Annotated in this window: 13 protein-coding genes; 5 read left to right on the forward strand and 8 right to left on the reverse strand. The window is 70.9% G+C overall.

Annotated elements, in window-relative coordinates; translation table 11 throughout:
* Positions 1-113 precede the first annotated feature (113 nt).
* Complete coding sequence (locus tag ACWEPL_RS10205) at positions 114-860, reverse strand: NADPH-dependent F420 reductase (protein WP_452435826.1); 747 nt, start codon at positions 858-860, stop codon at positions 114-116.
* A 122-nt stretch (positions 861-982) separates the two neighbouring features.
* Between ACWEPL_RS10205 and ACWEPL_RS10210 the strand changes: the two genes are divergently transcribed.
* The gene (locus ACWEPL_RS10210; protein WP_452435827.1) at positions 983-1,855 is read left to right on the forward strand and encodes a helix-turn-helix domain-containing protein; all 873 of its coding nucleotides are present in this window, start codon (positions 983-985) and stop codon (positions 1,853-1,855) included.
* Between the two features lie 39 nt (positions 1,856-1,894).
* On the opposite strand, the gene ACWEPL_RS10215 is transcribed toward ACWEPL_RS10210, so the two are convergent.
* The 3 genes from ACWEPL_RS10215 to ACWEPL_RS10225 form a co-directional block, all read right to left on the reverse strand.
* Entirely contained in the window at positions 1,895-2,818 is a 924-nt protein-coding gene (locus tag ACWEPL_RS10215; RefSeq protein WP_350730620.1) for an RNA polymerase sigma-70 factor, read from the reverse strand.
* Positions 2,815-3,747 (reverse strand): NAD-dependent epimerase/dehydratase family protein, encoded by a 933-nt coding sequence (locus ACWEPL_RS10220; RefSeq protein WP_452435828.1) that lies wholly within the window; start codon positions 3,745-3,747, stop codon positions 2,815-2,817. The genes ACWEPL_RS10215 and ACWEPL_RS10220 overlap by 4 nt, the downstream gene beginning before the upstream one ends.
* A gap of 79 nt (positions 3,748-3,826) precedes the next feature.
* On the reverse strand, positions 3,827-4,735 hold the full coding sequence (locus ACWEPL_RS10225; protein ID WP_452435829.1) for an RNA polymerase sigma-70 factor: 909 nt from the start codon (positions 4,733-4,735) through the stop codon (positions 3,827-3,829).
* A gap of 136 nt (positions 4,736-4,871) precedes the next feature.
* On the opposite strand from ACWEPL_RS10225, the gene ACWEPL_RS10230 reads away from it, so the two are divergent.
* Positions 4,872-6,212 carry an FAD-binding oxidoreductase gene (locus tag ACWEPL_RS10230; protein ID WP_452435830.1) on the forward strand — a complete coding sequence of 447 codons (1,341 nt, stop codon included), beginning with the start codon at positions 4,872-4,874 and terminating at the stop codon, positions 6,210-6,212.
* 91 nt (positions 6,213-6,303) lie between these two features.
* Here ACWEPL_RS10230 and ACWEPL_RS10235 read toward each other — a convergent pair whose 3' ends face one another.
* Together ACWEPL_RS10235 and ACWEPL_RS10240 are read right to left on the reverse strand one after the other, a co-directional pair.
* The gene (locus tag ACWEPL_RS10235; protein ID WP_452435831.1) at positions 6,304-7,071 is read right to left on the reverse strand and encodes an SDR family NAD(P)-dependent oxidoreductase; all 768 of its coding nucleotides are present in this window, start codon (positions 7,069-7,071) and stop codon (positions 6,304-6,306) included.
* Between the two features lie 239 nt (positions 7,072-7,310).
* The gene (locus ACWEPL_RS10240; RefSeq protein WP_452435832.1) at positions 7,311-8,468 is read right to left on the reverse strand and encodes a hypothetical protein; all 1,158 of its coding nucleotides are present in this window, start codon (positions 8,466-8,468) and stop codon (positions 7,311-7,313) included.
* Positions 8,469-8,883: 415 nt separating this feature from the next.
* On the opposite strand from ACWEPL_RS10240, the gene ACWEPL_RS10245 reads away from it, so the two are divergent.
* On the forward strand, positions 8,884-9,810 hold the full coding sequence (locus ACWEPL_RS10245) for an aminoglycoside phosphotransferase family protein (RefSeq protein ID WP_452435833.1): 927 nt from the start codon (positions 8,884-8,886) through the stop codon (positions 9,808-9,810).
* A gap of 12 nt (positions 9,811-9,822) precedes the next feature.
* Here ACWEPL_RS10245 and ACWEPL_RS10250 read toward each other — a convergent pair whose 3' ends face one another.
* On the reverse strand, positions 9,823-9,963 hold the full coding sequence (locus tag ACWEPL_RS10250) for a hypothetical protein (RefSeq protein WP_452435834.1): 141 nt from the start codon (positions 9,961-9,963) through the stop codon (positions 9,823-9,825).
* Positions 9,964-10,453: 490 nt separating this feature from the next.
* Here ACWEPL_RS10250 and ACWEPL_RS10255 point away from each other — a divergent pair, with 490 nt between their 5' ends.
* Both ACWEPL_RS10255 and ACWEPL_RS10260 read left to right on the forward strand, forming a co-directional pair.
* Complete coding sequence (locus ACWEPL_RS10255; protein ID WP_452435835.1) at positions 10,454-10,777, forward strand: hypothetical protein; 324 nt, start codon at positions 10,454-10,456, stop codon at positions 10,775-10,777.
* Positions 10,778-10,987: 210 nt separating this feature from the next.
* The gene (locus ACWEPL_RS10260) at positions 10,988-11,230 is read left to right on the forward strand and encodes a hypothetical protein (RefSeq protein ID WP_452435836.1); all 243 of its coding nucleotides are present in this window, start codon (positions 10,988-10,990) and stop codon (positions 11,228-11,230) included.
* 101 nt (positions 11,231-11,331) lie between these two features.
* Here ACWEPL_RS10260 and ACWEPL_RS10265 read toward each other — a convergent pair whose 3' ends face one another.
* Entirely contained in the window at positions 11,332-12,021 is a 690-nt protein-coding gene (locus ACWEPL_RS10265) for a TetR family transcriptional regulator (RefSeq protein WP_452435837.1), read from the reverse strand.
* Between the last annotated feature and the right edge of the window lie 75 nt (positions 12,022-12,096).

Raw genomic sequence — 12,096 nt, forward strand, 5'->3', positions numbered from 1 at the left:
CTGGGCGGCTACTACGGCGAGAATCCACGCACCTCGCCCCTTGCCCACGTCCGGCGGGACGCGCCGCCGTCGTCAACGCCGTCGAGGCGTTCTGCGCGATGAGCCTTGAGGGATCAGCCGGCGCTCGGGAGCCTCGCCTCGCCCGCCGATCGGCGGACCGCGGTCTCGACGAGCTCGCCGACCTGCGCCGCGGGGACGGCGATGCCGGGGTTCCGGAGGGTCCAGCGGAGGAAGTCCTCCACGCTCATGGCGGGTAGTTCGCCGAGGTAGGGCTGGATGTAGACCGGGGTGTTCGGTTCGCTGCGCCAGCTGTCGGCGAGCGTGCCGATGTCCACCGCGTCATGACCGAGGACCTCCAGCAGCCGGGTGGCCTCTGCCTTGGCCTCCGCGTCGTCGCCGGCGATGGGCAGGGCGCTGCGGTCGGGCGCGCCCGCGGGCCGGGCGAGGGTGAACAGCTGGTGCGGGCTGATGTTGTTGAAGGCCTTGACAACCCGGGAGCCCGCGAGGTGGCGCTGCATGAGGGCGCTGGAGGTCAGTTCGCCCGCGTCGAGTTCGGCCAGGTGGCCGTCCCGCTCGGGGTAGTAATTCGACGTGTCGAGCACCGTCTTGCCGGTCAGGGCGTCGGTCGGCAACTGGTCGCAGGCTTTCAGCGGGATGGCCGCCACCACCAGGTCCGCGGCGCGTGCCGCCTCCGCCGGTGTGGCCGCCCGGGCACGTCCGCCCAGTTCGGCAACGAGATCGGCGAGCGTTTCCGGCCCTCGCGAATTGCTGAGGACGACCTCGAGGCCGGCCGCGACGGCCAGGCGGGCGACGGAAGAGCCGATCATTCCGCTCCCGATGAGTCCGAGCGTCTGGGACACCGTTCATCTCCAATGCGTTCAGGTGGGTGATTCGCCTGACAGCCTGGAGCCCCCGCGGCCGCCCGGCCAGGCCCGTGTCCTGCGTACTCACGGCGTGATCACCCACGGCATAGGGTGGTCGCGTGAACGACCGGACCGAGCTGAGCGAGTTCCTCAAATCGCGCCGTGCCCGGCTGCGCCCCGAGGACGTGGGGCTGCGTGACTACGGCGGGATGCGCCGGGTCGCGGGGCTGCGGCGGGAGGAGCTGGCCCGGCTCGCGGGGGTGAGCATCGCCCACTACACGCGCCTGGAACAGGGCAAAGGCGACAGCGTCTCCGACGAGATCCTGGACGCCGTCGGCGCGGCGCTGCGCCTGGACGGCGACGAGCTGACCTACCTGCACCGGATCGCCCGGCCGCCCCTGGCGTGCGAGGGTGGCGCGGCCGCGGTGCCTGCTAGCCTGCGTTATCTGCTGGAGTCGTTCGTGATGACGCCGGCGCTGGTGGTCGGCCGGCACACCCAGATCGTCGGCTGGAACCGGCTGGCGGTGGCGGTGTTCGGCGACTTCCCCGCGCTGCCGCCGGACCGCCGGACGCTCTCGCACCTGCTGTTCACCGAGCCCCACCTGCGCGAGCTGCACCGCACCGGCTGGGAGGGGGCGGCGCGCGAGCAGGTGGCGCACCTGCGGGTCCTGCTCGGGCGCTATCGCGGGGACGCCGGGCTCGCGGCGCACGTCGACGAGATGCGGGAGCTGAGCACGGACTTCGCGCGGATGTGGGCCGAGCACCCGGTCGCGCGGGTCCGGTCCCGGACGTACGTGCTGCACCACCCGGTCGTGGGCGAGCTGACCCTGCACGGCGAGCTCATCGCGCTGCCCGACGAGCCCGCGTGCTGCGGGCTGGACCTGTTCGCCGCCGAGCCGGACTCGGCTTCCGAGCAGGCGCTGCGGGAGCTCGCGAGTCCGGGCTCGGCCTCCGAGCAGGTGGTGGTGCCGGCGCGGCCGTCCGCCCTGTGAGCCGGCTGCCCCAGGTCCGGGGGCGGTCGGCTCTTGCGGTCAGTCCGCCGGCCGGCGGGCCTGGGTCGCCTCGCGGAGGGTCGCCCAGGCGTCCGCCACCGGGCCCACGTGCTCGAGCTTGTCGGGGTTGAGCATCGTACGGATCGCCTGGACCCGGCCGTCGAGGACGTCGAGCGTCCAGGTGTTGACGACCTTGCCGTCCCGATCCCGGAAGATCGCGCCCGGCTGGCCGTTCATCTGGTGCGGCTCCACCACGCCACCAATGCGGGCGAACAGCGGGGCGAGCGCGGCGAACACCCGGACCACGTTCTCGGCGCCGAAGACGCCCGTACCCCACTGCGGGGCCTTGCCGCCGCTGTCGGCGACCATGTGCACGTCGGCGGCGAGCAGCGCCCGCAGACCTTCGACGTCGCCTTCCCGGAAGGCGTCGAAGAACCGTTCGGCCAGCTCCTCCCGCTCCTTGCGGTCGGCCTCGAACCGGGGCCGGCCCGCGTCCATGTGGCGGCGCGCCCGCGCCGCGAGCTGGCGGCACGCCGCCTCCGAACGCCCCACCGCCGACGCGACCTCGCCGAAGCCGAACCCGAACACCTCCCGCAGCACGAAGACCGCGCGCTCGAGCGGGCTGAGCCGCTCCAGCAGCAGCAGGGCCGCCATGGACAGCGAGTCGGCCAGCTCCGCCGAGCGCTCCGGGTCCTGGTACGGGTCGGCGAGCAGCGGCTCGGGAAACCACGGCCCGACATACTCCTCGCGCCGGACCCGGGCCGAGCGCAGCACGTCGATGGCGATCCTGGTCACCACAGCCGCCAGGAAGGACTTGGCCGAGACGGGCTCGGTCGGGGAGGTCTGGTAGCGCAGCCAGGTCTCCTGGACCGCGTCCTCGGCCTCGCTCACGCTGCCGAGGATCCGGTAGGCGATCGAGAACAGCAGCGGCCGCAGCTCCTCGAACTCTTCGGCGCGGGTCATGCCAGCTCTTCCTTGAAGCCCTGCCGCCACGAGGGGTAGCGCAGCTCCCAGCCCAGCTCCCGCTTGGCCTTGGCGTTGGAGAAGCCGCGCCCCTCGGTCATCATCGTCACCGCCACGTCCCCGGCCAGCGGGCGGGCCAGCCAGGCGGGGACCCGCATCGGCCGCTTGGCGCCCGCGCACCCGGCCAGGTAGGGCAGCCACTCGCCGGCCGGGGCCGGTTCGTCGTCGACGATGTTGAACACTCCCCTCGCCCGCTGCTCCACGGCCAGGACGGTAGCGCTCGCCGCGTCGTCCAGATGCACCCACGAGCAGTGGCCGGCACCGCTCCCGACGACCGGGAACTGCCGCTTGCGTACGGGCTCGACCAGGTCGTCGGTGGCGCCCGGACCGTAGAACCAGCCGTACCGCAGGACCGCGCCGCCGGCCTTGACGACCACGTCCTCGACGTGGCCGATCGCCTTCATCCCGGGCTCCGCCGGCGTCCCCGTCATCGGGTCCACCGGGTCCTGCTCGGTCTTGACCCAGCCGCCCTCGCGGATGCCGTTCCAGGCGCCGTAGCTCTGCGCGACGAAGCCGGTCACGCCGGTCGCCTCGGCGGCGGCCAGCAGGTGATCCGTTCCCTCGGTACGCAACCGGTTGGTGCCGGCGAACCACCGATCCATGTGCTTCATGTCGGGCTTGCCGGCGTGTGCCACCGAAATCGCGGTCATCTGGTGGACGATCGCGTCCGGCCGGGCCTTGGCCACCGCCTCACCGACCGACACCGCGTCCAGCCCGTCCATCACGACCGCCTCGGCGCCCAGCTGCTCCAGCAAGCCCCTCTTGGCCGCGCTCGTCGTCGAAGCCGTCACCTGGTGTCCCCGGGCCACCAGCAGCGGCACCAGCCGCTGCCCCAGAACCCCGCTTCCACCGGCCACGAACACCCGCATGATCATCACCTTTCCGAACTCAGAACCCGTTTCCGCAACCCGAGACGAAACAGCCCTCCCGGCTGTGACATCGGCGGGCTCAGCGGTGCAGGGTGGTCTCCCGCTCCATGCGCGCCAGCTTCTCGGGATTGCGCACGGCGTAGAGGCCGGTGATGAGGCCCTCGTCGATGCGTACCGCTACGACGGTGTCGATCTCGCCGTCGAGCCGGAAGATCAGCGCCGGGTAGCCGTTGACCTGCGCCGCCTGCAGCGACACCATGGGCTTGATCCTGCTCAGCACGGGAGCCACGTTGCCGGCCCCCACGACGGGCGCCAGCGCGGCCTGCTTGATTCCGCCGCCGTCGGTCAGGAGGACGACGTCCGGCGCGAGAATGTCGAGCAGGCGTTGCAGGTCGCCGGTTTCGACCGCCCGCCGGAACGCCGCCAGCGCGTCCCGGGTCTCGGCCGGGGAGACGATCCCGCGCGGCCGGCGCGCGGCGACGTGCGCCCGTGCCCGGTGGGCGATCTGGCGTACCGCGGCCGGGCTCTTGTCGACGGCTTCGGCGATCTCGTCGTAGTCCAGGTCGAACACCTCGCGCAGCACGAAAACCGCCCGCTCGGTCGGCCCCAGCGTCTCCAGCACCAGCAGCATCGCCATCGAGACGCTGTCGGCCAGCTCGACGTCCTCGGCCACGTCGGGCGTGGTCAGCAGTGGTTCGGGCAGCCAGGGGCCGACGTAGGACTCCTTGCGCCGGCCCAGCGTACGCAGCCTGCTCAGCGCCTGCCGGGTGGCGATCCGGACCAGGTAGGCGCGCTGATCCCGTACGTCGTCAAGATCGACGCCCGCCCACCGCAGCCAGGTCTCCTGCAGGACGTCCTCGGCGTCGGCGGCCGAGCCGAGCATCTCGTAGGCGACCGTGAACAGCAGGTTGCGGTGGGTGAGGAACGCCTCGGTGGCGGCGTCCGGGCTCATGTCCCCGCCGCGATCTTCGGGCGCGGTGTGCGGCATGGGTGGCTCCTGTTCGCTCTTGACTGTGTCACCCACCAGACGCCGGACCCCGCCGTTTTGTGACGCCGTGGCCCTTGTGACACACCTCACGTACTCCGCGCTGTCACAAGGATCGGCTCGCCGGCATCTCGTGTTCATGAGATCAGCACTTGACACCCTGCGCCGCGACTTCGGCGGCGACATCATCGAGCCGGGCGCAGCGGAGTACGCGTCGGCCGGCCGCTCGGTACTGACTTCGGGCAGTCCAGCTTATGTTCTGCGGCCCAAGAGCGTCGCGGACGTGCGGGCGGGCGTCAGGTTCGCCGCCGGCAGCGGGCTCCTGCTGTCCGTACGCGGCGGCGGCCACGCCTTCGCGGGCTTCGGCACCAACGACGACGGCATCGTGATCGACCTCAGCGGCCTCGCGCAGGTGGAGGTCATCGACAAAGAACGGCACCTCGTACGGATCGGCGGCGGCGCCACCTGGGGTCAGGTCGCGACCGCCCTGGCCCCGCACGGCCTGGCGATCTCCTCGGGCGACACCAAGAGCGTCGGCGTCGGCGGGCTGACCTTGACCGGCGGCATCGGCTGGAAGGTCAGGAAGTACGGCCTGGCCCTGGACAGCCTGGTCGCCGCGGAGCTGGTCACGGCGGACGGAGAGGTCGTGCGCGCGAGCGCGGAGGAGAACCCGGAGCTGTTCTGGGCGATTCGCGGCGGTGGCGGCAACTTCGGGATCGTGACCGCCTTCGAGTTCGCGGCACACCCGACGACGGACGTCTTCCACGGAAGGATCGCCTTCCCGGCGGCGGAGGCGGCCGGCGTGCTCCAGGGCTGGGCGGACTACCTCCGCACCGCCCCCGAAGAGCTCACCTCCATCGCGAGCTTCGCCAACCCCTTCGCCGGCGGGCCCGAGGCGCCGGTCGAGCTCTTCGTCACCTTCGACGGCGATGACCCGGAGCTCGCCGCGCGGGTCCTCGACCCGATCCGCCGGCTCGGCACGGTGATCGACGACGACGTCGTGCTGAAGCCCTATGCGGACACGCTCGTGGACGGCGCGACCCCGCCGCCCGGCATCCGGCTCGTCACCCGGAACGGCTTCGCCGACAAGGAGTCGGTGCCCGAGGTCCTTCGGATCCTTGCCGAGGTCGGGGCATCGGAGGGGTCGCCGTTCATCGCCGTTCGCAGCGTCGGCGGTGCGGTGTCCCGGGTCCCGGCCGACGCCACCGCCTACGCGCATCGCCAGGCGGAGTTGATGTTCGTGACGACCACCCTGGGTCCGGAGCCGGTCGTGGAGGCCGCCCGTCCTGCTCTGGAAGCGATCTGGGCGCGGCTCGCACCTCACGCCAACGGCGCGTACGCGAACTTCCTGGCTTCCGCCACCGAGGAGGACGTCGCCGCCGTCTATCCGGCGGGGACCTATGAGCGGCTCGCGGCGGTCAAGCGCCAGTACGACCCCGGCAACCTGTTCGCCCACAACCACAACATCCGGCCTCGGTAGGCCGTCCGCCAACGGGGGCGGGCCCCACGCACGGAGTGTGCGTGGGGCCCGTCTTGATCGGCGTGCTCGAACACCGGCCGCTGCCTCGGGGTCACCAGGGCATCGGACCGTTCTCGCTGAAGAACCCGCCGCTCGGCCCGTCCGCGCCGAGCGTGGCCAGGCGGACCAGGATCGCGGCGCCCTGCTCGGTCGTGAGATAGCCGCTGTGGTTGTTGATCTCCGTGTCCACGTAGCCGGGGTCGGCGGCGTTGACGAGGATGCCGTCCTTGCGCAGCTCGTTGGCGTACTGCACGGTCAGCGCGTTCAGCGCGGTCTTGGAGGGCGAGTACGCGGCCGACGCCGGCAGCGCCGTGAACGGGCCGTCCGGGTCGCTGTTGAGGGTCAGCGACCCGGCGGCGCTGCTGACGTTGACGATGCGCGGCGCCGGCGAGCGCCGCAGCAGCGGCAGCATGGCGTTGGTCACCGCGACCACCCCGAGGACGTTGGTCTCGAACACCGCCCGGACCATGTCCAGGTCGACGGAGCTGGGGACCTGATCGTGGGCGTCGACGGGCGTGACCTGCCCGGAGCCGGTGATGCCGGCGTTGTTGACCAGCACGTCGAGGTGGCCGAAGCGCTCCTCGACCTGCTCCGCTGCCGCCCGGGCCGTGGCCGGGTCGGTGACGTCCAGGGTGACCGCGTGCGCGTCGCCGCCCGCCGCCCGCAGCGCCGCGGCGGCCTCCTCACCGCGCCGCGGGTCCCTGGCGCCGATCAGGACCGTCATGCCCAGCGCGGCGAGTTGCCCGGCGGCCGCACGGCCGATCCCCTTGTTCGCCCCGGTGATCAGCGCGATGTTCCGATGCGTGGCGTGCTCGCTCATGTCCAGCTCCTTGCTATGGAATGGTGCGTTCCTTCGCTTTCGGAACCCGAGACGAGATGGCCCACCCAGCTGTGACATCCGGCCTGGGTAGACGGGACTCTTCGGGACCGGCTGGTCGATGTCGGCGTGGAGCCGGTGCCGCAGGAGATCGCCCGCCGGGCCGGGTGTCGCACGGTGTTGCTGGTGGGCTCCCCGCGAAGGTCCTGTCCGGTCAGAGAGCCACCTCGCTCAACCGCACGTCACGGGACAAGCGCCGCTGAGGCGTTGAGCGCTGCCTCGATCTGCTTGCGATCTCCCGCATGATGGATTCTCGCCAGCAACCGCCGCAGCGCCGCGGGTGCCTGCGGGCAGGGGATGATCCCCAGGGCGCGCACCGCCGCCGTGGCCACCTTGGGCTCGGGAAAGTAGGCGAAGGTGTCGTACGAAGTCCGCAACACCACCGCCTCCAGTGCCGTCACCGCTGCGGGCCCCTCAGTCAGCGCCGCCATCCAGACGACGCCTCTCGCCAGATCGTCGTTGCGCTCGTCCAGTAGCACCTGTTGCTGCTTTCCGTGGCGCCGCATCGTGGTGGGACCGCACTCCAGCAGCCCGGCCAGCGCTCGTCGGCCGAACTCCCGGCTGCCCTCTCGAAGCGCCAGGTCCATGCACGTCCGCCGCCACGCGACCGTCGGAAGACCCGACGCCAGGGTGGCCAGATGAATGATCAACTGGACCAGGTGCGGCATCGGTTCGACGCCGAGCCACTGCCTCAGGCCCTCTGCCCATCGATCGCGCGGTACGAGCACCGAGTCGGGCAAAGCCGTCGGCGGCCCGTCGGCCAGCGCCAGGTAGGACCGCATGGCCTGAGGCAGGCGAGCACGGTCGGCGCCACGGATCCCCCACGCGGATGGCAGCGTCTCCTCAACGGCGCGTAGCAACGGAGCAAGCTCTCGAAGCTCCGGCTCTTCGAGCCCTTTGAGCGAGGCCAAGGCCAGCTTGACGCATGTGACCCATCGAAAGCCCCGCTTCTGGTCGGCGGCGGCCAGACGCCACAGGACGCTCGCCTGCTCGGCAGTCCAGCCCAGACGCCGCCTGGTGGCGCGTTTCACTATGTCGTCGAAATCCGCGTAAGGGTCCTCTGGCCACAACACCACGCAGAGCGCCGCGGCGCACAGGGCGGCGTCGTCCGTTTTCTCCAGCCGCCGGGCGACGTCCTCCTTGATCCGCGCCCGGGTGGCCCAGCATTCGTCCCAGTCGTCCTTGTGCTGAGTCCGCAGGGCATGGGCTGTGGTGGCCTGCTCGTCGCCGAGGTGGTCCACGAGCCAACGGGCAAGGTCCACCGCCGAAGTCCGAACGTGATCGAGACCGTCCTCACGGCGAAGGATTTGCTTCAACTCGTCCAACTCGTCGTCGCGCATGAGGTGCACTCTTCCAGGCAGGACCGACGGTCGCAGCCACGAGTGCCGGGGACAGGTGAAGCGGGTCCACCCCTCGGGCGAAAGCTTCGTGGAGGATGCGGCCCAGTCGTCGAGGAATGCCGAATGCTCACTGAGCGGGACACGCTCACCCCGCAGGAAGGTCATTCAGCACGCATCTGGTGGTCGAGGGGTTCCAGCCCCCGACTTGGCCGAGCTCCTGGGCGCCCCGCTGCACGTTCCGGCGTGGGTGCAGTTCCTCCTGAGGGAGTAGTCGGCCGGGGTCACCAACGATCAGATGTGATCGCGTCCAGGTAGGGTAGGTGCATGCTTTGACGCCTGCCCGGTAATCGGGCCCCTCCGTCATCTCCTTCGTTCGTCGCAGATCGACCCTGGACCCACGAAGGAGATGCCATTCATGAACACGTCGACCTCCATCGACGTTCCCGACCTGTTCGCCGCGTCTTATGGCGCGAACGGTGCCGAGGCGCGCGCCTGGCTCGCCGATTTGCCTCGCCTCGGCGGCGAGTTCCTGGACCGCTGGCGGCTGCGGCCGGACGGCCCGACCGCGTACGGCATGGCCTCGCTGGTCCTGCCCGTACTTCAGTCCGACGGGACACCCGCCGTCCTCAAGCTTCAGCAGCTCCGGGAGGAGACCGCCGGCACCGCCCCCGGGCTGCGGGCGTGGCAAGGCGACGGCATTGTGCGCCTGCTCGACTATGACGAGCAAAGCGGCACGCAGTTGCTGGAACGCCTGGACGCGGCCCGGCCGCTATCATCGGTGGCCGACGATGACGCGGCCGTGCAGATCCTGGCCGAGCTGATGGCCCGCTTGACCTCGGTTCCTGCCCCAAGGGACCTGCGACGGTTGTCCGACATCGCCGCGGCCATGCTCGAGCAGGTCCCGCAGGCCGTGTCGGCACTGCGCGACCCTGGCGAGCAGCGGCTGGTGCGCAACTGCGCGTCCGCCGTGGCCGAGTTGGTCGGCGAGCCCGGCGATCGCCTGTTGCATTGGGATCTGCACTACGACAACGTTCTGGCCGGGCAACGGGAACCCTGGCTGGCCATCGACCCCGAACCGCTGGCGGGCGATCCGGGGTTCGAGTTGCTGCCGGCACTGGACAACCGGTGGGAGGCGGTGGAGGCCACCGGCGATGTGGCTCGCGCGGTGCTGCGCCGCTTTGACCTGCTGACCGAGGTCCTCGATCTCAACCGGAGGCGGGCAGTCGGCTGGAGTCTCGGCCGCGTGCTGCAGAACGCACTGTGGGATATCGAAGACGGCAAGGCCACGCTCGAACCTACCCAGGTCGCCATCGCTACGGCACTGCTGCGCCGGCGAGAATGAGCATTGGTGTGATCAAGCGGTGAGGTCGCGCTCCTCCCGGTAGCGGGCATGGTGGACGCGTTGGTCATCGATCAGGTGGCCGCAGGCGCCCTCGATCATGCCGGTGGCGATCGGCCACCCCTTCGTCAGGGCCTGATCGTCGCGCAGGAACACCGTATGGCCGGCCAGGTAGCGGAAGCAGGCGTCGATCTCGCCCCGGCGGCGCGGCAGCCTGAGCGTCCAGGGCGGCGACGACCTGGCCAGGCTGCCCGGTGAGCAGGGCCAGGGCCTGAGTGGCGGCCCGGTCTTCGGCGGCAGGGTCGCCGAGACGGTGCAGATTCCAGGCCCCAGCCCACAACTTCTCCAGAACGTGCACGAAGTCGATCGTCACGTTCCGGCGGGTGGCGACGCTGGTGGCGACCGTGCGGAAGTTGGAGGGCTCGTCGGTGGACGATGCGCTGCTGCTGTTCGATCTGCTGATGTCGGGCGCCGTCCGCAAGAGTGACAAGGAGAAGCTGAAGACCTTCCCGCGGCTGAAGACGGCGGCCGCGCGGATGGCGGCGGCGTGGGCGGTGGTGCTGCGGGAACGCCCGGGTGATGAGGCGGTCCCGGAGCTGATGGCGGCGGTGGAGCAGGTGATCTCGCGTGTGGGCCTGGCGGCCGGGTGGAGACGGTGCGGGCGCTGCTGCCGCCGGCCGAGGATGACGACGACGGTGAGGCCGAGTGGCGGGCCGCGCTGCTCGATCGGTACGCCACGGTCCGGCCGTTCATCGAGCTGCTGGCCGCGGTGATCCCGTGGGGCTGCACCGAGGCCGGCGCCCGGGTGCTCGCCGCGCTGCGCGGCTTGGCGAAGGTGATGGCCGCCCGCAAGCCCAGCACCGAGCACATCAATTCCCACGGCTCCTACCCCTTCCACCGCCCGGACCTGCACGGACGCCTACGCGAGCTGCGCGAGGTCGCCGCCCTCGATGCTGAGCCGGGGCAGTAGACCCGGTGAGCGACGCGAGCGGCAGCCCGGCCGAGATCGGGCTGGCCTACACGGTGCCGGCCCGGCCGGACGGCTGGCCCGACCTGCTGGGCCGGCGGCCGTTGAGCGCGGCCGAGCGGGGCCGGCTGCGCGCCGCCCTGCACGACGCCGCTCCCCCCGCTGCGGCCCCGGACCCTGATCCCGGCATGTGCTTTCTCACGATCAGCGGCCTTGGACCGCGCAGCCGATCCGGCCAAAGCGACGCGTCTGCGCGGCCGGATCCACGCCGCTGTCCGCACTGCGGCCGAGCGCCGCCGCACCGCCTACCAGAGCACTGAGGCGACCATCACGATGGGCATCAGCGGACCTGACGCCGCCGCCCGCATCGCCCGGCTGCGCGCCGTACTCGGCCCTCTCGCGGCCAAGCACGGTTGGGACCTCTCCGAGGTGCCTACGGACAACGGAGAGGGCTGAGCAGCAGGAGTGAATGGGTGTCTTCAAAGCCCCTGGGCCCGGGAGCTTGATCTTCGGCCTGCGTCCAGCCCGGCGCATCCCTTGGTGACGTCTGCCGGTGCTCAGGGATGCGGGCTCGCGCTCGTCGGCTCTTTCTGACGGGTGAGGAGCCCGGAGATGGTCACCTCTACCGTCCGGCGCATCACCTCGGTGAAGTCGAGTCGCATGGCGGCCAGGGCCGGGTCGGAGGCGTAGGCGGCCAGCATCGCCTCTGATGGCCGGTCGCAGGGCCAGGCGGCGGTGGCCATCAGCAGGGTCACTTCCACCACCCGGGGCGCGCCGTGGGCGCCGAGTTCGGGCACGTGCCGCAGGACCAGCTGGACCAGCGCCTGCATGGAGTTTTTGGCGGCGTACTTGTGACTGATGGCGACCTCGGTGGAGATGTTGTGCTCCAGCACTGCGGCCTGCGCGCTGATCAGGTCGCACAGCACCGGCCGCTGCGCCATCGACTCGGCCAGAATCTCGGCCAGCCGGTCACCGCGCTCTCGCGGCGTGCCCTCGCTGGGCTGAAACGACCGCTCCAGCTCGGCGATCCAGTCTTGGATTTCGGTGTCCAGTAGCTGGAGCAGGACCGCCTCGCGTGAGTCGAAGTAGCGCAGCACATTGACCTTGGCCAGGCCGACGCGCCGGCTCAGTTCGTTCAGGCTCAGCTTCGCGACCGGCATCTCGGCCAGCATCGCGGCCGCGGTCTCCAAGATCTGCAGGCGTCGTTCGGTCCGCTGCTCCTCGTTGCGGGCGCGCTTGAAGCTCACGGGCCCATCTTACATACCGCTGGTATTTTGCGAAGATACCAGTGGTGCGTTAACCTCCAGAGACAAGAAACCGGC

It is taken from the genome of Nonomuraea sp. NPDC004186 (assembly GCF_053603495.1).

Bases quoted from the DNA above. Each gene is read 5' to 3' on its own strand.
- ACWEPL_RS10240 (WP_452435832.1), bottom strand. From the start codon at position 8,468: ATGCGCGACGACGAGTTGGACGAGTTGAAGCAAATCCTTCGCCGTGAG.
- ACWEPL_RS10220 (WP_452435828.1), bottom strand. From the start codon at position 3,747: ATGCGGGTGTTCGTGGCCGGTGGAAGCGGGGTTCTGGGGCAGCGGCTG.
- ACWEPL_RS10245 (WP_452435833.1), top strand. From the start codon at position 8,884: ATGAACACGTCGACCTCCATCGACGTTCCCGACCTGTTCGCCGCGTCT.
- ACWEPL_RS10235 (WP_452435831.1), bottom strand. From the start codon at position 7,071: ATGAGCGAGCACGCCACGCATCGGAACATCGCGCTGATCACCGGGGCG.
- ACWEPL_RS10225 (WP_452435829.1), bottom strand. From the start codon at position 4,735: ATGCCGCACACCGCGCCCGAAGATCGCGGCGGGGACATGAGCCCGGAC.
- ACWEPL_RS10215 (WP_350730620.1), bottom strand. From the start codon at position 2,818: ATGACCCGCGCCGAAGAGTTCGAGGAGCTGCGGCCGCTGCTGTTCTCG.
- ACWEPL_RS10230 (WP_452435830.1), top strand. From the start codon at position 4,872: ATGAGATCAGCACTTGACACCCTGCGCCGCGACTTCGGCGGCGACATC.